Genomic DNA, 19171 nt, shown 5'->3' with positions numbered 1-19171 from the left:
AACTCAAATTATTGAGCTTGACCAGGTTGAGCCACTACAGTACGGCTACCAGAAATCGTAGCGAATACGCGACGGTTCATAGCACGGCCTTCTTTAGTGTTATTGTCAGCGATCGGTTGATCCCACGCGAAACCTTGAGTAGATAAACGAGCTGGATCAACGTTGTATTCGTTAACAAGTGAAGATTTAACAGAGTTAGCACGAGCTAGTGATAAACGTTCGTTTAGAGCACGTGGACCAGTGTTATCTGTGTGACCTTCGATGTTAGCTGTAGCATTAGGGTATTCACCTAATTTTTCAGCAACTTTAGCGATTTCAGGTTTGTATTGATCTTTGATGTTAGATTTGTTTGTATCAAAGAACACACGAAGTTCCATGTTAAGATCTTCAGTCAACTCTTGAGGAGCTGGAGCAACTGGAGCAACTGGAGTTACAGGAGCAACTTCTACTACAGGAGCAGCTGGCTTCAAGTGACCGCCAAGAACTACGTTAAGACCAGCTAAAGCTGTGTAGTTCCAGAAATCTTCATCGATGTTGTAAGTAGCACGAGCTTCAGTACGTAGCGATAAAGCATCATTTAAGCGCCAGAAAGCACCAAGACCAGCATTACCTAAAGTACCTTCTTCAGTAGTACCACGATCTACACCAGCAACACCACGAGCACGAGCTTCGTCAAATTTGTATTTGTAGTGACCAGCACCTAACAATACATATGGCTTAACTTTGCTGTCATAGTTTTTAGTGATCAAATCAGAGGTAGCATAGAAGTTACCGTTAATTTGGGTTTGTTTGTATTCGCCGTGATCAACGTCTACATCACCTTTAACTTGGTTATATTCAGCTTCGAAACCTAACCATGGAGTTAATTCAACACCAAGTGCTGCACCAACAAACAAGTCGTCTTGTAGCTCTGGACCTTCAGTAAGGTTACCACGGCTGTTGTTGTGTTGAGAATCTTGGAAAGTGTAACCAAGCATTAATGGAGTAACAGTTACGCCTGCGTTTGCAGCTACTAAAGGAGCAGCTACGAGCATTGCTAATGCAATACGACTCATTTTCATGGATTTATCCTCCAGAGATAACAATTGTTGTTCAAGCTCAAGCCGAAAAATTGGCTATCCTGAGATAGGCTTTCTTATACCCCAGTTTTTTTTTTAAGCTATTCACGCTGAATCATACAAACACTTTTTTCTTTTTCCAAGTGCTTGATTAATCTAATCAAGTAAATTATTGACAAAATTACTTACAATTTCCGTTGTAATTCGGTAAATTTTTACTCAATTTTGAGCAGTGAATCGCCTATTGTCACTTGCTATTTTCATTTTAACAGCTTTATCTAAAATTGAGTAATAAAATTCTATACTCAAAATTAATATCGCCATTAAAAACACATATAACATTAGACATATAAAAATAATATTAAATTTTGGATTAAATCAATGCTTTACAACAAAGAAACCGGCTTTACGTTATTTGAACTTTTAGTCTCAATCGCGATTATGGTCATTATCGTGACGATAGCTTTACCACATTTCAACAATTTAATGGCGCAGCGCGAAGCGAATAACATCAAATTGACTATTCAAAATCACAATGCATTCGCACGGGCTCAGGCCACTATTTATCATTCCAATATTGTGATTTGTCCTAGTCTTGACTTTAAACTTTGCCAACCTAACAACTGGAACAATGGACTGATCATATTTATTGACAGTAATAAAAACCGCCAAGTCGACGCAAATGAAAAAATATTGCTGCAAGATAAACTCAATTTAAAATATGGCGATCTGTCTTGGCGTGGGACTTTACACATTCCGAGCCTAACCTTTCAGGCCAGCTCCGGTTTACCCAATGGTTCAAATGGTAGTTTCTACTACTGTTCAAAATCAACGCTTCAACCGATCCGAGCGGTCTTAAGTCGAATGGGACATTTACGATTTGAAAACCCAGCCAGTTGCTAATTTGAGAACCGGCGAGTCCAAAGCAGCCTTCTAAATTTGCTTTATTCCTGTTCAATTTTACTTATACTGCTGACGTATTCAAAAATTAATGTATAAGAAAATGGAGACATGTAATGACTGATATCGTCATCGTGAATGGTGCCCGTACAGCAATGGGTGGTTTTCAAGGGAGTTTAGCCGCTGTCACTGCACCTGAATTAGGCGCAGTTACGATTAAAGCAGCCATCGAACGCGCGGGTTTACAACCGACAGATGTTGAAGAAGTCATTATGGGCTGTGTGCTTCCGGCTGGTCTGAAACAAGGTCCTGCCCGTCAAGCGATGCGTAAAGCTGGTCTTCCAGATTCAACTGGTGCCGTAACCATCAACAAGCTGTGTGGTTCAGGTATGAAGGCCGTGATGCAAGCGGCAGATATGATTAAGGCAGGTTCGGCTCAAGTCGTGGTTGCAGGTGGTATGGAGTCAATGACCAATGCGCCGTATGTATTGACCAAAGCACGAGCTGGCTACCGTATGGGCCATGGTGATGTTAAAGATCATATGTTCTTAGATGGCCTAGAAGATGCAGAAACGGGCCGACTCATGGGTTCTTTTGCGCAGGATATGGCAAATACAAAAGGCTATATACGTGAACAAATGGATGACTTCGCCATTCGCTCGCTTAAACGTGCACAAACTGCAATTACTGAGGGTTATTTTGCTGACGAAATCGTGCCTGTCACTGTTTCGAGTCGTAAAGGTGATGTGATTATCGATAAAGACGAACAGCCTTTTAACGCTAATATCGAAAAAATTCCAACGTTACGCCCTGCTTTTGCTAAAGATGGAACGATTACCGCTGCCAATGCTAGTTCTATTTCTGATGGTGCATCTGCTTTAGTTTTAACTTCAGCAGATCAAGCTTCAGCAAAAGGTTTAAATCCGCTCGCAAAAATTGTGGCTTATGCATCAAATTCACAACATCCATCCGAGTTTACCATTGCACCTGTAGGCGCAATTCAAAAAGTTCTAGATAAATCGGGTTGGAATGTTGCTGATGTAGATTTATGGGAAATTAATGAAGCCTTTGCCATGGTCACGATGTGCCCTATTGATGAATTTAAATTAGATGCTGAAAAAGTAAATATCAATGGTGGTGCTTGTGCGCTTGGACATCCTGTTGGTTCTACCGGTTCACGCATTATCTTAACGCTGATCCATGCATTAAAACGTACAGGTGGTAAGCGTGGTATTGCAGCGCTGTGTATTGGTGGTGGTGAAGCAACTGCTGTGGCGATTGAATTGCTTTAATGCTCTGTAGACTCCCTTCGCAAAGGGCGATTTAGAGGGAATATTCTTTAATCCTCCCCTAACTCCTCCTTTAATAAAGGAGGGAGACTGAAAATCCCTCTGTAAGAGGGATTTTTTATGCTTACATTTTAGACATAAATTGTTCACATACAGGTCAGCAAAGGCTCTTAAAATAAATGTCGACATAATAAAAATGGATGACCACCATGCAGCTCAATCACTACTTGAATTTTCAAGGCAATACCGAGGCAGCCTTTAATTTTTATCGTTCTGTATTTGGTGGAGAGTTCCTCAATGTGATGCGTTATGGTGATATGCCTGCTGAGGAAGGCATTTCACTATCCGATGCAGATCAGCAAAAGATTATGCATATTTCCCTACCGATCAATGAATTTACCGTGCTGATGGCCTCAGATGTCAACGAACAATTCTGTGCGCAATCCAATCAACCCTTTACCTTAGGCAGCAATCACTATATTTCGATTAATTTAGAAAGCAGTGAACAAGCTGAAGCCAAACGATTGTTTGATGCATTGTCCAAAAGTGGCTCTATAGAAATGCCTCTCGAAAAGACCTTTTGGGGTGCACTCTATGGCGCATTTACCGATCAGTTCGGTATTAAGTGGATGGTCAATTGCCAGCTTAAAAATGAATAATCACTCATTAAAAGTATTTCGATCAATAAAAAAGCCTCCGAATGGAGGCTTTTTTATTGATCAAGGCACTTAAGCACCTGTTTGATAATGCGCTTGCGGCACAGCAGTTGAAGCTTGGTATGGATTGGTAAAATCACCTAAGCCAGCAGCAGCTTCAGCAATATCTTTACCTTCTTTCACCACAAATGTATCAAAACCTGAACGCTTCATGTAGTTCAACACATCTTTGAATACATCACCTGTCGCACGTAGTTCGCCTTGGAAACCTTGGCGACGTAACAATGCAGCAAATGAGTAACCTCGACCATCGTTAAAACCGGCAAATTCGATGAAAATAGCATCTAACTGGTCAAGCGGGAATTCATTGGTTTCAGGTGAAGCATCCACCGTTACGAAAAGTGCTTTTTTACCAGACACATTCGCAAGTTGATCTAACTGCTCAACTGTTAAAACCACGTCACCTTGTGGCAACACACCATCTTCACCAATGACTTGGTAAGTATTGTCTGCAATCGAGCCATCTTTAGAGAGGACTTGTAGTGCTGTATTAAGCATATGCACGCTCCTTAAATGGTTGGATGCCAACACGGCGGTAAGTATCAATAAACTCTTCGCCTTCAGCACGAAGGTCTAGATAAGTATTTAAGATTTCTTCAATGATGTCTGGTACAACTTCGGCTGCAAATGATGGGCCTAAGATGTCACCAATTGATGCATCATGGTCGGCATTACCACCCAAAGTGATTTGATAGAACTCAGCACCCTTTTTATCTACACCTAAAATACCGATATTACCGACATGGTGGTGACCACATGCATTCATACAACCAGAGATGTTCAGATCCAATTTACCTAAATTGTAAATGGTATCTAAGTCATCAAAACGACGAGAGATCGCTTCAGAAATTGGAATCGATTTCGCATTTGCCAATGAACAGAAATCACCACCTGGGCAGCAAATGATGTCGGTTAAGAACCCAATATGCGCACGTGCAAGATTATGTTGATCAAGGATTTTCCATAGATCAAACAAATCTTTTTGCGGTACATCAACAAGCGCAATGTTTTGCTCATGTGTGGTACGGAACTCACCAAAGGTATATTTGTCAGCCAAGTCAGCAATCAGGTTCATTTCTTCAACAGTCATATCGCCCGGTGCAATACCCGCACGTTTCAAAGAAATCGTAACGATGCGGTAACCTTTGACTTTATGTGCATTGGTGTTGATGTTGAACCATTGTTTAAATTTCGGCTCTGCGGCAAATTGCTCTGCAAAATCTTCATCCGCATAATCTTGGTAATCAAATGGTGTGAAGTTCTCATCCATTTTCGCCAAGGTATCAGCATCAATTTTTAAAGTTTTGATGGTATGTGCAAATTCAGCTTCCACTTTCTCTGCAAATACTTCTGGTGTTAATGCTTTCACCAAAATTTTGATACGTGCTTTATATTTGTTATCACGACGACCGTGTAAGTTGTATACACGAAGTACCGCTTCTAAATAAGCAATCAAATCTTCACGTGGCAAGAAGTCACGAATAAAACTACCAATCACTGGTGTACGGCCTAAACCACCACCAACTTTGATTTTATAGCCAATCTCGCCTGCTTCATTTTTCACGATATACACACCGATATCATGGAAAGACGTTGCCGCACGATCAGTTTCTTCCAGTGCTGAAACTGCAATCTTGAACTTACGTGGCAAGAAAGCGAATTCTGGGTGGAAAGTTGACCATTGACGAATCAATTCACACGTTGGGCGTGGGTCAGCAATTTCACCCGCAACCACACCTGCATATTGGTCAGTGGTTGTGTTACGAATACAGTTACCCGAAGTTTGAATCGCATGCATTTGAACAGATGCGAGCTCTTGTAACATATCAGGCACATTTTCTAGTGCAGGCCAGTTAAACTGAATGTTTTGACGAGTAGATACGTGCGCATAACCACGGTCATAGTCCTGAGCCAATGACGCAATTTTACGTAATTGTTTAGAATTCATCAGGCCATAAGGTACTGCAATACGTAGCATCGGTGCATAACGTTGTACATAAAGGCCGTTTTGAAGACGCAGTGGACGGTATTCATCTTCCGTCAATTTACCTGCTAAATAACGTTCCGTTTGATCACGGAACTGTGCAACACGTTCATTAACCAGTTGCTGGTCAAAATCAGTATATAAATACATGGCGTACAGCTAGTAATTTCTATTATAACAATGCACAGCATAACGAGATTTTATCTATCAAGAAAATGCGTTTTTTACATATTTAATAGCGATTTTATTGATAAGACTGTCGCAATTTCACTGATATAGCGGATTTCGGTCCTTTACTTTTTATTTATTAATATATTGAATTATTTTTCTATTACTTAGCATAAATTTACATAAAGAATTTCAGCTAATAAAAAGCCCGATAAATCGGGCTTTTTATTTAGCGATGTAAAATCACTTATTTTTTATCTGGTAAAGCATACGCAACAAGGTAATCACCAAGTTTTGTACCAAATGAACCATGACCACCAGCCATGATCACAACATATTGTTTACCATTTGCTTCATAAGTCATTGGAGTCGCTTGACCACCTGCGGGTAGACGACCTTCCCACAAAGTATCACCATTCGTTACATTGATTGCACGGATATAGTTATCTTGTGTTGCGCCTACAAACATGACATTACCAGCAGTCGAGATTGATCCACCAAGACCTGGTACACCAATTTTCACAGCAGGTAATTGGAACAATTTCGGTAAACTATCACGAATTGTACCAATACGTTTTTTCCAGACCACTTCATGTGTATTTAAATCTACACCTGCAGTAAAGCCCCATGAAGGTTGTTTACAAGGTAAGCCAAGTGGTGACAAGAAAGCTTTGATTTCCACACCATAAGGCACGCCATACATTGGTTGAACACCTTGTTCAGTACCCGCACCTTTCGCAGTTTGCTCACGGTTTGGATCTGTAGGAATCAACTTAGTCACAAATGGCAAGCCAATTGGGTTCATCACAGCGACTTGACGGTCTTGGTTCACCGACATACCACCCCATTCAAATACCCCAAGGTTACCTGGGAATACCAATGTGCCATTTTCAGAAGGTGGTGTATAAATACCGTCGTAGTTTAATGATTTGAAATACACACGACACATCAACTGGTCAAACATAGTGGCACCCCACATTTGTTTATCAGTCAATTTATCTTTTGGTGCTAAATCAAAATCCGAGAACGGTTGAGTTGCTGAGTAGCGCTCACCTTTAGTTTGTGGACCACGTTTTACAGTTTGTGGAACCGCTTTTTCAGTGATTGGTACAATCGCTTTACCGGTACGACGGTCAAGGACGAATGCATTACCTGTTTTGGTTAAGACATAGATCGCAGGAACAGTGTTACCTGATTTATCTTTGATATCTGCCAATGAAGGTTGTGATGGTACATCCATATCCCACAAATCATGGTGCGTGGTTTGGAAGTTCCAAATCAATTTACCAGTCGATGCATTAATCGCAAGCATTGAGTTTGCATAGCGTTCATCTAATGGCGTACGGTGACCACCAAAAATGTCTGGTGTGCCTACACCTGTTGGCACATAAACGATGTCAAGTTTTTCGTCATATGCTAAAGGTGCCCATGCATTCGGTGAGGCTACAGAGTATTTTTGACCTTCGCCTGGCATGGCATTTGGATCTTCCGCCCCTGTATCAAAGATCCACAATAATTCACCGGTATTGACATCATAACCACGGATGACACCAGATGGCTCTTTAGTCGAGAAGTTATCAGTTGTTGAACCGCCAATCACAATGGTTGTGCCAGTAACCACTGGAGGTGAAGTTGGGATATAACCGCCCGGATACGGATAAGGCATATCTTTTTGTAGATCGACTTCGCCGTTATGACCAAAATCACTACATGCTTTACCTGTGTCAGCATTGACTGCAACCAAACGACCATCATTTACAGGCAAGATCACTTTGCGCGGACATTCAGTTGAAGTCGAGCGTTTGTTCTCTAAGCTTTTTGCAAACTGAGTGGTATTTGCAGCGTCAAAATAAGACACACCACGACATGTTAAATGTTGATAGGTATTGTCCGCTTTAAGTTTAGGATCGAATGCCCATTTTTGTTTACCTGTCGCAGGATCAAGTGCAATTAAACGTTGGTGAGTTGTACACATAAACATGTCATTGCCGACTTTAATCGGAGTGACTTGGTTTGTGGTTTCACCTGAGTCATTTTCTGTTGGTAACTCACCTGTACGGAAAGTCCATGCTACTTCTAAATCTTTAACGTTGTCGCTATTGATTTGGGTGAGTGGAGAATAACGTACACCACCTTGTGTACGACCATAGGCAGGCCAATCTTCAGGAGCAATACCCTCAATCGCTTTGGCTGTTTGAGGTTGTGCATTTTTAATTTCACCGTGAATTTCTTGCGGATCATTAAAAATTGAATAGATCATCACGATAATCGCAATCACCAGTGTGCCTGATAATGTAATTTTCGCAGTTTTGCCATTTTCCATACCGCGTGTCACGGCAGGAATCAGTAACCAAAGGCCCAATAAGCCTAAAATATCAAAACGCGGTGCAAGTGCCCAAAAGTCAGAACCTGCCTCCCAAAGTCCCCAAATCACTGTACCCAGCATCAACGCTGCATAAATGTATAAAGAACTGTTTTGAATTTTTCTTAAGTATATTGCTGAAGCCAGCATTAACAGGCCGGCGATAATGTAGTACCAAGAACCGCCAAGGACTGCCAGCCAGATACCACCAATCAATAGAACCAAGGCGAAAATTGCCATCACAACGACGGTAAATGTTCGCATCCCAGTTCCGGTAGATGGGTTGCTCATGTTGACCACCTCTATTGTCGAATGTTGTATTTGGTGCGTGAAACACATTCAACACACCACCGTTTTTATGTCGCAAAGAGAAGTTGTTACAAAAACAATTCAAGGGGAAATATCGTAATTTTTCTCAGAATTACCGAATTGCTTTTATAAGAACTCTAATTTGACATCAATTAAAATGCTGTTTGAAATTTGATACCGCCGACCCACGCATTCTCACCATTTTTGTAAGCACCGACGTGACGGATATATTGAATATTAGGACGAATAGTCAGCCAGTTTGCTGCATGAATACCGTAGTAAATTTCTGCGTCATACTCTTCACTTTGTAGACCGCGTGCATCAACGCTGTTATTGGCAATATTGGCGTCATTCACATCATCATTAATGCTGATACGTCCTAAGCCAATCGCGATTTCATCCTGAGGACGTGCATCGAATGCGCCTTTGTATACCAAGCCAATGTTTTGCATATCACTCACATTGTTGGTGTCTGAGTCATGCACTGTGACATTTACAAAACCACTCAAACCACGTGAGGCATCGTCTTTGTGTGCTGTCAGTTGTTGTTTCGCCACAATCCAACCACCTTGATGGTGATCTTTTTCATTTATTGGGCTATCAATGACATCGGCATCAGCGGTACTGTAGTAGTAACCTGCACGGTATTCACCCGGAAGCTTTTGTGTCCCCACTTTTGGAGTCCACACCACTTCAGCAGGAATAATCGCACCTTTAGAACCATCAGTACTCAAGTTCCAACCTTTACCACGTTTTAGATTTTCAGGGTTGTATTCATAAACCCCGACTTGTGCATAGAGTTCAGGCTGAATGTTATATTTCACGCGAGCAGCCCATTGGCTGACTGGCCAGTTGTACCATTGGTCACCGACCCAGTTACCCACTTGTGAACCACAAAGTGCTAAGTTTTGAAAGTCACAGTCAAAGCTGTTGAAATCTTCACCTTCACCAAAACGACCGACTTTAATATCTAATTTTTGGTCTAAGAATTTTTTCTTGATCCAAAAATCAGTCAAATGCCAAGTTTGACCACGACCCCACACTTCTTGTGTTGCACTTAAATGACCATTTAATGCATCTGAAGTTTGAGACAATGAACGACCATTACGTTCAGTGATATTGATTTGCGCTTCGGTATCTTTCCAACCCGCAATTTTTTCTAAATCGAGATGTGCCCCGATCGCGAATTGGTCCGCATATTCAGTGCCATGGCCAGAAGCATGCTTTGCATCTAACAAAGTGGCTAATTCGCCACCATAACTAAAACTAAAATCGTAACCTTTCTGTTGGAGAGCTGTTCGTTGACCGTTCCAATCACCGAACATCCATGGGCTTTCAGAACTGAAAGCATCTGCAGTAGTTGCCGCTTGGGTTGCTGAACCCGCAAGCATTATGCCGAGGCTAAGATATAAAGATCCAAGTTTACTCACAGCTATTTTCATTTGGAGACCTATATACCAATTGTGTTAATAGTTCATATAATACTCTCACATTTGTATAATTTATTTATTTTTTTGTTAACAACTCTCAATATTTACATGGATGTTTATCTAATTAAGAGATTTTAAAGGTTTTATTGTTTAACCTATCACCTTTTTTTATACCATTCATAACCAATTATCCGCACCTAAAGTTTTACCCACATGGGTATAAATCAATGCTGATCTAGAAAATTTAATCGGGCATGCCAGTTGAGTTTGTGTCATTGTGTCGCCTTCTTGTAGCGGAACTTCAACACGCCAATGCCGCTCTTGGGCCAATTGTGAATTTAGGGCTTCATCCAAACTTAAAACTGGTTCCACACAGACATCTTGGGAGGCAAAAATCATTTTCCACTCCGCCCATGTTTTGGTCAGTATCTTGCTGGCAACTGCATGCTTAATTTCAGTCTGATCCTGTGGATCAAATGACATGCCTTGCGTCGCTAAAGCGGGTAAATCTAGAATTTGCGCCAATCCATGTAAAAACTGCGGCTCTAGACCACCTATAGACAGATAACGACCATCTTGCGTTCGATAGTAGTCATAGAAACTGCCGCCATTCAGATGTGCCGTCTCTGCCGCGGTTACCGTATTGGCAGCCAATACTCCAGCTGCAGCCATATTGTTCAATGCGACAGCGCAATCGGTCATGGAAATATCAATATATTGTCCTAAACCGCTACGGTAGCGCTCAATCACCGCAGCTAAGATGCCAGTAATTGAATGCATTGATCCGCCTGCCACATCGGCGATTTGAATCCCCATCGGTGGCGGGCCACTATCTTGGCGTCCGCTATGACCTGAAATACCCGATAAAGCCAAGTAGTTGATATCATGCCCTGCGCGGTCTTTGTAATGCCCGGTTTGACCATAACCCGTAATCGAGCAGTAAATAAGTCGGGGATTAATTTCGGCCAAATCTGCATAATCCAAACCCAAGCGTTGCATGACACCTGGACGAAATTGTTCTACCACGATATCAAAATCTGAAATTTTCGCTTTGATCAATTCAATGCTTTTCGGATCTTTTAAATCCAATGCGATGGATTGTTTATTGCGATTTAAATAACTATGCGCGGTGGCTTGCCCATTGGCATAAGGTGGCATCAAACGAACCAGATCGGGACGCGTCGGTGACTCAATATGCACAACTTCCGCACCCATATCAGCCAAATACAAGGTCGCAAATGGTCCTGGGAGTAATGTCGAAAAGTCGAGTACTTTCAATCCTTTTAAAGCAGCTTCCATGGATATTTTTCTCTAATTGTGTAGATTTTTTATCCATGGTAGAAATATAAAATGATTAAAACAATGTCATGTTCAGCCATTTACCTTGATAGTTTCGGCAATTTACCATGTAAAAATGGCAAAACCGCTGTTGTAAATTGCCATGATTTCTTTTTTTAGCGTCATTTAGGTCAAACATTTGTGAACATTAAAGAGACTGAAGGATTAAACATGAGTCGTGATACGATCAGTATCCATTTCGTCAACGCAGCCTTAACTGGTGTGAAACGTCTCGGCATGGATGTCGAAACTTTATTGTCTCATGTTGGCATTGAGGCTGAACTTCTACGCCAACCCAAAGCCCGTATTTCACCTGAACAATACACACGTTTTATTAAAATGTTGTGGATGGTGACCCAAGACGAACATGTCGGTTTTGATATTCAACCGCGCCGCTTGGGTACTTTTGCCATTATGTGCCAATTGATTATTCATGCAAAAACCCTTGGTGATGCACTTGAATTGTCTTCGCAGTTCTACAAACTGTTTGGTGATGAATGGTCAGTGACACTAGAACGTGATAAACACGAAGCACGTTTAGTTCCTCAAATTCCAAAATCTATGGACCCAGACCATTTCATTACAGAAAGTATGCTGATGATTTGGCATGGTCTCGCTTCTTGGTTGATTGAACGTCGTCTGCCTTTAGAACGCGTACACTTCGGTTATGAACGTCCTGAACATGCTGACGAATATGATGCCTTGTTTTTTGCACCTGTAATGCAGTTTGATACACCGCGAACTGAAATTACATTTGCAGCGGATTATTTAGATTTACCCATTCGTCAAAACGAAGAAACGCTTGAAGAATTCTTAAAAGCGGCTCCTGCACAGTTATTGGTTAAATTTAAAAATACCAATTCATTAACGTCTCGTATCCGTGATGTGCTGAAGAGTCAAATTGGCGAAGAAATGCCAACCTTGAACGATGTTGCTTCAATGCTGTATCTATCTCCGCAAACACTACGTCGTCGTTTAGCCGCTGAAGGTAAGAGCTACCAAGGTGTGAAAGATGCCTTACGTCGAGATGCTGCAATTCACTTATTGCTTAATCCAGACTTAACGCTTGAAGATGTTGCACAGCAAGTCGGCTTTAGTGAAACCAGTACTTTCCACCGTGCATTTAAAAAGTGGACCGGTGTAACACCAGGCCTATACCGCCAATTACATGGTTATCACTAAGCATCATTCAAAACTAGCATTCTCTAAAACCTGATCTCGATCAGGTTTTTTATTTCGGAAAATCTGCGCGTTGTTTTTGACAAAGCAATGGATCGACAGGCGTAATCACTCGTTTGCCATCCTGTATCCGATACATTTCTGCCTTGGTCACATGATCATTTCGATCATACTCACAGGCTAAACCGCCCGTCCCCTCATCTGCGGGATGAATGCCATAGATCATATAAATATAAAAACCGATCAAGCATACAAAACCTAAGCAGCCTGCAAAAACAAGCCAAGCCAGACCTTTCAATACTCGCTTCACATTTTTATGCATGCAGATCTTCAATATGTACTGAATCGATAGCAACTGATCTTAACCGATCCTCGCTTTCAATATGCAGGTTGATTTTTATCTTATTCAGCAGCAAGCGTTGACCAAAAATATCAAACGACTCACCCGTTCTCATCATTGCACTGGCTTGATTAATCCGTACACTCAAAAAACCAATAAAAATTTATAGATCATAGGGACAGGATTATGAGCGAGGCTTACATCATTGATGCCATTCGCACACCGCGCGGCAAAGGAAAAAAAGATGGTTCACTGCATGCCGTTAAACCCATCAGCCTACTGACCGGTTTATTGAACGAATTGCAAAACCGCCATCAATTTGACACCGCTGCAGTAGACGACATTGTACTGGGCTGTGTAACTCCAATTGGTGACCAAGGCGCAGACATTGCCAAAACCGCAGCCATTGCAGCAGGTTGGGACAATGATGTAGCAGGCGTTCAAATCAACCGTTTTTGTGCATCAGGTTTAGAAGCTGTGAATATGGCAGCGCAAAAGGTGCGTTCTGGCTGGGAAGACCTTGTGGTGGCTGGCGGTGTAGAGTCGATGTCTCGTGTGCCAATGGGCAGTGACGGCGGCCCTTGGGCGCTCGACCCTGAAACCAATATGGCCTGTGATTTTATTCCGCAAGGCATTGGGGCAGATTTAATTGCCACCATTGACGGTTACAGCCGAGCAGATGTGGATGCCTTTGCAGCCAACTCTCAGCAAAAAGCCGCCGCAGCGCAAGCCAATGGTTACTTTGACCAATCTGTCGTTCCAGTTAAAGACAAAGCAGGCGTCACTGTTTTAGCCAAAGATGAATTTATTAAACCAACGACCACAGCAGAAGACTTAGGCAAACTCAACCCAAGTTTTGCCATGATGGGTCAAATGGGCTTTGATGCCATCGCCTTACAAAAATATCCTGAAGTGGGTGCGGTCAACCATGTACACCATGCAGGCAACTCATCGGGCATCGTAGATGGTGCTGCCGTGGTGTTGCTTGCCTCTGAAAAAGCAGTCAAAGAACAAGGTTTAAAACCACGCGCCAAAGTGCTGGCAACAGCATTGGTAGGTGCTGATCCGACCATTATGCTGACTGGCCCTGCACCTGCTGCGCGTAAAGCCTTAGCCAAAGCTAACTTAACCATTGATGATATTGACCTATTTGAAGTGAACGAAGCTTTTGCAGCAGTCGTGATGCGTTTTATTACCGAACTCAAGGTTGATCCTACCAAAGTCAATGTGAATGGCGGTGCAATTGCATTAGGACATCCGCTGGGTGCAACAGGCGCCATGATTTTAGGCACCCTGATGGATGAACTAGAACGCCAAGGTAAAAAACGCGGTTTAGCAACCTTGTGTGTGGGCGGTGGTATGGGCATCGCAACGATTATTGAGCTAGTTTAATTAACCGAACCGTACACAGCATTTGATACTTGGTATGTGTCATCCACAACCTGACCAAAAATTGAAAATAATGTTTCTGCGAACTTTTAGAAAAAAGACATTAGTTGACAGGTTTTGTGGATGACAAATGGTTTTGCCTACTTTTGCCGAAACAAAAGTAGGTCGAACCTGAATGAAGCTAAAGCACTGCTTTAGCTGAAATGAAAAAAACAGTAATAAACAAATTTGTAAAGACTCCGTAGTGACGATGAATAATTTAAATCTCAAAAATCACTAGCAAAGTCATAAAAATATTTGGATAAAATTTATGAGCGCAATTCAATTTGAAAAAAATGCCGACAATATCGTCATTTTAACTTTAGATTCTCCAAACCAATCTGCCAACACCATGAATGCAGACTTCCGCACGGCACTGGCTGAAACGGTAGACAAACTGCAAGCAGATGAAAATATTGTAGGGATTATTTTCCGTTCCGCAAAAAAAACCTTCTTTGCAGGCGGTGATTTAGACGAACTGATTCAAGCTACACCTGAGCATGCAACTGAATTCTTCAATATGATTGAAGAAATGAAAGCCAAACTGCGTTATATCGAAACACGCGGCATTCCTGTTGTTGCAGCCTTAAATGGCACAGCGCTGGGCGGTGGTTGGGAGTTAGCACTCGGTTGTCATTATCGAATCGCACTGAATGATGCTAAGGCGAAATTTGGCTTACCAGAAGTAACTTTAGGCTTACTACCGGGCGGTGGCGGTATTGTACGTATGGTACGTTTATTGGGTCTGCAAAATGCTTTTCCGCTCTTGATGGAAGGCAAACAAGTTGGTGTCGAAAAAGCCAAATCGCTCGGGCTGATTCAAGACACTGCAGATAGCCTTGAAGACCTGATGGACAAAGCGATTGCGTGGGTCAAAGCCAATCCAAAATCACAGCAGCCCTTTGATGTAAAAGGCTATAAAATTCCGGGCGGTACGCCATCGACTCCTGCTGTGGCGCAAATGCTCGCCATTGCCCCCGCTATGCTACGTGACAAAACCAAGGGCTGTTACCCTGCGCCTGAAGCCATTATGTCGGCTGCTGTTGAAGGCGCTCAGGTCGATGTTGATACGGCGCTCACGATTGAATCACGTTACTTTACTTACCTTGCAACCGGTCAAATTTCTAAAAATATGATCGGCACCTTCTGGCATGGTCTCAACGCTATTAAGTCTGGTGCAAGCCGTCCAAAAGACGTCGCGAAATGGCAAGCCACCAAAGTTGGTATTTTAGGTGCAGGCATGATGGGTGCAGGCATCGCTTATGCCACAGCATCAAAAGGCATTGCAGTTGTACTCAAAGATGTTTCTGTTGAAGCTGCTGAAAAAGGCAAAGCCTATAGCCAAAAACTGCTAGATAAAAAAGTATCTCAAGGCCGTTTAAGTGCAGAAAAACGTGATCAAGTTTTAGGACTGATTCATGCCACTGCAGATGCTGCCGACTTACAAGGCTGCGACTTGATCATTGAAGCGGTATTTGAAAATGTCGAACTCAAAGCCAAAGTGACACAAGAAGCAGAAGCCTATTTGGCAGATGGCGGTATTTTTGCATCCAACACCTCAACCTTGCCGATTTCAGGCTTGGCCAATGCATCTCAAGATCAAGCTAAATTTATCGGTCTACATTTCTTTAGTCCTGTCGACAAAATGCAATTAGTGGAAATTATTAAAGGTAAAAACACTTCGGCTGAAACTTTGGCTAAAGCCTTTGACTTTGTGCAGCAAATTGGCAAAACGCCAATTGTAGTGAATGACAGCCGTGGCTTCTTTACCAGCCGTGTCTTTGGCACCTTTGTGCAAGAAGGTTTACGTCTGCTGTCTGAAGGCGTACACCCTGCCCGCATTGAAATGGCTGCACTAAAAGCCGGCATGCCTGTAGGCCCATTGGCGATTCAAGATGAAGTGTCTTTAACGCTGTCTGAGCATGTTGCGGCCGAGACACGTAAAGCCTTGCAAGCCGAAGGCAAAGACCTACCACGTTCAGGTGCGGATGACGTTATTCAAACGATGATTCATGAGTTCGGACGTAAAGGTAAAGTAGCTGGTGCAGGTTTTTATGAATATCCTGAAGGCGGTAAAAAGCACCTCTGGGAAGGCTTGAGTAAATGGCAGAAAGATAATGCTATTTCTGAACAGGAAATGATTGACCGCTTCCTATTTGTACAGTCGCTCGATACGCTACGCTGCCTAGAAGAAGGTGTTTTGGAATCGACTGTCGATGGCAATGTCGGTTCAATCTTCGGGATTGGTTTTGCCCCTTGGACAGGTGGTGCACTTCAATTTTTAAATCAATATGGTTTGGAAAAAGCGCTATTGCGTGCCAATACACTAGAAGCAAAATATGGCGAACGCTTCAAAGCACCGCAATTGCTGAAAGACAAAGTGGCGAAAGCTGAGCAGATTTAATTATTCATTTTGAGCATGCAAATTTTGCTGTTCAATCACATCAAAAGGAGCTTCGGCTCCTTTTAATTTTCCTTCGCATTCGCGTGTTTGCAAACAAGTCTAGATTTTACGCGAACTCTCATCTGTTTTATGTTATAAAGTAACAAGTTTTTTGATTTCTTTTTATCCGATTGAGTAGCTTGTTATGACTGATCATACTTCTCCTGAAAAATCACCATGGGGCTGGAAAGCACTGATTATCTTCTGTATTTTAGGTGCGCTATTCATGGGTATTTTCTGGCTTGCTGTGACCAATGAACCAGACTATATGCCGAGCCAACAGAAAAAAGACAATACTCAACAGCATGCATTTAAAAATGCCCCTGTGATGTCAGAAGAAGCCTTGAAAAAGGCGCGAGCTGATCAAGCAGCTCGTGAAGCTTCTGCGCCGACTGCAGCAGATATGCATATGACTGAAGAACAACATGCACATATGGATGACATGAGCCCTGAACCTACTGCATCGAATGATCATGGCCACTAAGCTTTGACCCAATCTATGCAATAAAAAAACGCTTAAAATATTAAGCGTTTTTTTATTTATAAACTTCGAATTTTAAGTATTTAAGCCAAAGCCATATACATATCTTGATGCTGAATACCACAATCTAAATATTCATCACCTTCAACAACAAAACCCAACGCGGCATAAAACGCTATGGCATGCACTTGTGATGATAGTTTTAAATATTCACGTTGTTCTAATTTCGCTTGTTCGATGATGGCTTGCATCAAGAATTTACCGACACCCTGACCGCGATAGGCCTTTAAAACAGCAACACGGCCTATACTGTTATTTTTCAACAAACGAGCAGTTGCAACAGCTTTTATCCCATCATGAACAATAAAATGCAGTGAAATCGCATCTTCTGCATCCCACTCATCTTCGGGCGATATCTGCTGTTCTAAAATAAAGACCTGTTCACGTATCGGCCGAGCTGCAGATGCTAGTTGCTCCCACGGACCGAATTGAATATTTAACTGCGGCATCCCTTCATCCTTTAGCATTTACAGCCAATATCTTGCTGGTCCCATTGATCATTTAACAATAATTCTAACGAATGCTTTTGAATGCCATACATGTCCTTTAAAGCTTGAATCTGTGCCAATACCGCTTGATCAGGCTCGACATAGTCTGCACGTTTGGTTGCCAAGATCATTTTATTTTTACTGGTATGCTCAAGTGCCACAAATTCAAAGACTTTGGTTTCATAACCATAAGCTTTCAAAAAAAGTGCACGAATCGTGTCAGTAAGCATCTCTGCTTGCTGGCCTGCATGAATACCAAATTGCAACATCGGTACGAGCACTTGCGGCGCTTTCAATTGCGGACGCAATTCTTTATGACAACACGGCGCACACATGATCATTTGCGCATTTAATCGAATACCCGTATGAATCGCAAAGTCCGTTGCTACATCACAAGCGTGCAGTGCAATCATGACATCTAAGCGCTCAGGCGCATATGTACGAACATCGCCTTGGAAAAAATCCAGTTGGCTGAAATTCGACTGCTGCGCAACGCTTTGGCAAAATTCCACCATTTTCGGATTTAGCTCAACCCCTGTCACTTTAGGCACTTGCTGGTGTTTTGCTAAATAATCATATAATGCAAAAGTCAGATAGCCTTTACCTGAACCAAAATCCACGACATGTAGAGATTGATCGGTCTCTTTGATCTGGCTTAAAGCGCCTGAAAAAATTTCTACAAATTTATTAATTTGTTTCCATTTACGTGCCATGCTCGGAATAATTTGTGCTTTTGCATCCGTAATACCGAGTGGCTGTAAGAAATAACTGTTTTGATCGACATAGCGATGTTTCGCTCGATCATGTCCTTGCTGCTCCGTAGGAATTTTCCCTAAGGCTGGCTGCTTTTTGCTGATGCTTAGCATCGCTTTCTTTTTATTTTTTTTGAGCTGAATTTCTTCATCCAAGGTCATCAGGTTGGCTTGCTTACAACAACTCAATAAACTTTCGACTTGTTGATATGCGGATGCGATTGGATAGTTTTTGGTGATGTCTTGGGTTTTGTAACGATATAAACAGCTGAGAAATGACTCGCAAGGTCATTTTTTCTAATTGCTCTAATTCACCTTTATACTGACTCAAGATCATGCGATCAAAACGCTGTGTTTCAATGGCTTGCTGAAAGGCTGCTAAAAATTGCTGCTCTTGCGTAGAGGGAGAAGCCAAAGATGACATAATATAAACCTAGATAAATTTG

Annotated in this window: 15 protein-coding genes and 1 pseudogene; 7 read left to right on the top strand and 9 right to left on the bottom strand. The window is 42.1% G+C overall.

All coding sequences use genetic code 11. The features are described 5' to 3' along the window. Positions 1 to 8: 8 nt before the first annotated feature. The gene (omp38, locus tag FTV37_RS10995; RefSeq protein ID WP_180063852.1) at positions 9 to 1061 is read right to left on the bottom strand and encodes an outer membrane protein Omp38; all 1053 of its coding nucleotides are present in this window, start codon (positions 1059 to 1061) and stop codon (positions 9 to 11) included. Between the two features lie 378 nt (positions 1062 to 1439). On the opposite strand from omp38, the gene FTV37_RS10990 reads away from it, so the two are divergent. The 3 genes from FTV37_RS10990 (at position 1440) to FTV37_RS10980 (ending at position 3906) form a co-directional block, all read left to right on the top strand. After that, complete coding sequence (locus FTV37_RS10990; RefSeq protein WP_180063851.1) at positions 1440 to 1961, top strand: GspH/FimT family pseudopilin; 522 nt, start codon at positions 1440 to 1442, stop codon at positions 1959 to 1961. Positions 1962 to 2074: 113 nt separating this feature from the next. Continuing rightward, positions 2075 to 3250, top strand: coding sequence for an acetyl-CoA C-acyltransferase (locus FTV37_RS10985; protein ID WP_180063850.1), 1176 nt, complete (start codon positions 2075 to 2077; stop codon positions 3248 to 3250). A gap of 206 nt (positions 3251 to 3456) precedes the next feature. Continuing rightward, positions 3457 to 3906: a VOC family protein gene (locus FTV37_RS10980; protein ID WP_180063849.1), complete on the top strand. Its 450-nt coding sequence runs from the start codon at positions 3457 to 3459 to the stop codon at positions 3904 to 3906. A 69-nt stretch (positions 3907 to 3975) separates the two neighbouring features. Here FTV37_RS10980 and FTV37_RS10975 read toward each other — a convergent pair whose 3' ends face one another. From FTV37_RS10975 to FTV37_RS10955, 5 genes are all read right to left on the bottom strand, one after another. Next, entirely contained in the window at positions 3976 to 4461 is a 486-nt protein-coding gene (locus FTV37_RS10975; protein ID WP_168379542.1) for a DUF934 domain-containing protein, read from the bottom strand. Next, positions 4454 to 6097 (bottom strand): nitrite/sulfite reductase, encoded by a 1644-nt coding sequence (locus FTV37_RS10970; protein ID WP_078190090.1) that lies wholly within the window; start codon positions 6095 to 6097, stop codon positions 4454 to 4456. Before FTV37_RS10970 ends, FTV37_RS10975 begins: the two co-directional genes overlap by 8 nt. A 265-nt stretch (positions 6098 to 6362) precedes the next feature. Next, entirely contained in the window at positions 6363 to 8768 is a 2406-nt protein-coding gene (locus FTV37_RS10965) for a glucose/quinate/shikimate family membrane-bound PQQ-dependent dehydrogenase (RefSeq protein ID WP_180063848.1), read from the bottom strand. Between the two features lie 170 nt (positions 8769 to 8938). Next, positions 8939 to 10177, bottom strand: coding sequence for a carbohydrate porin (locus FTV37_RS10960; protein WP_257224306.1), 1239 nt, complete (start codon positions 10175 to 10177; stop codon positions 8939 to 8941). A 216-nt stretch (positions 10178 to 10393) separates the two neighbouring features. Further along, a complete protein-coding gene (locus FTV37_RS10955) occupies positions 10394 to 11515 on the bottom strand; it encodes a CaiB/BaiF CoA-transferase family protein (RefSeq protein ID WP_180063846.1) in 1122 nt (373 codons plus the stop codon). 210 nt (positions 11516 to 11725) lie between these two features. On the opposite strand from FTV37_RS10955, the gene FTV37_RS10950 reads away from it, so the two are divergent. Further along, on the top strand, positions 11726 to 12736 hold the full coding sequence (locus FTV37_RS10950; RefSeq protein ID WP_078190094.1) for an AraC family transcriptional regulator: 1011 nt from the start codon (positions 11726 to 11728) through the stop codon (positions 12734 to 12736). Positions 12737 to 12785: 49 nt separating this feature from the next. On the opposite strand, the gene FTV37_RS10945 is transcribed toward FTV37_RS10950, so the two are convergent. Beyond that, positions 12786 to 13055 carry a hypothetical protein gene (locus FTV37_RS10945; RefSeq protein ID WP_180005121.1) on the bottom strand — a complete coding sequence of 90 codons (270 nt, stop codon included), beginning with the start codon at positions 13053 to 13055 and terminating at the stop codon, positions 12786 to 12788. Positions 13056 to 13259: 204 nt separating this feature from the next. On the opposite strand from FTV37_RS10945, the gene FTV37_RS10940 reads away from it, so the two are divergent. The 3 genes from FTV37_RS10940 (at position 13260) to FTV37_RS10930 (ending at position 17428) form a co-directional block, all read left to right on the top strand. Continuing rightward, the gene (locus tag FTV37_RS10940) at positions 13260 to 14465 is read left to right on the top strand and encodes an acetyl-CoA C-acetyltransferase (RefSeq protein ID WP_180063845.1); all 1206 of its coding nucleotides are present in this window, start codon (positions 13260 to 13262) and stop codon (positions 14463 to 14465) included. A gap of 307 nt (positions 14466 to 14772) precedes the next feature. Continuing rightward, complete coding sequence (locus tag FTV37_RS10935; protein WP_180063844.1) at positions 14773 to 16905, top strand: 3-hydroxyacyl-CoA dehydrogenase NAD-binding domain-containing protein; 2133 nt, start codon at positions 14773 to 14775, stop codon at positions 16903 to 16905. 184 nt (positions 16906 to 17089) lie between these two features. Further along, the gene (locus FTV37_RS10930) at positions 17090 to 17428 is read left to right on the top strand and encodes a hypothetical protein (protein WP_180063843.1); all 339 of its coding nucleotides are present in this window, start codon (positions 17090 to 17092) and stop codon (positions 17426 to 17428) included. 80 nt (positions 17429 to 17508) lie between these two features. Here the strand turns inward: FTV37_RS10930 and FTV37_RS10925 are convergent, their stop codons facing one another. Beyond that, complete coding sequence (locus FTV37_RS10925) at positions 17509 to 17934, bottom strand: GNAT family N-acetyltransferase (RefSeq protein ID WP_373683575.1); 426 nt, start codon at positions 17932 to 17934, stop codon at positions 17509 to 17511. Positions 17935 to 17945: 11 nt separating this feature from the next. Next, positions 17946 to 19149: pseudogene (locus FTV37_RS10920) on the bottom strand (SAM-dependent methyltransferase). Positions 19150 to 19171 lie beyond the last annotated feature (22 nt).

It is taken from the genome of Acinetobacter sp. YH16042, from assembly GCF_013417245.1.
In the GTDB taxonomy this organism is placed as follows: domain Bacteria; phylum Pseudomonadota; class Gammaproteobacteria; order Pseudomonadales; family Moraxellaceae; genus Acinetobacter; species Acinetobacter amyesii.
The sequence above is the reverse complement of the archived record's forward strand: the minus strand, read 5'-3'. Positions and strand labels throughout refer to the sequence as shown.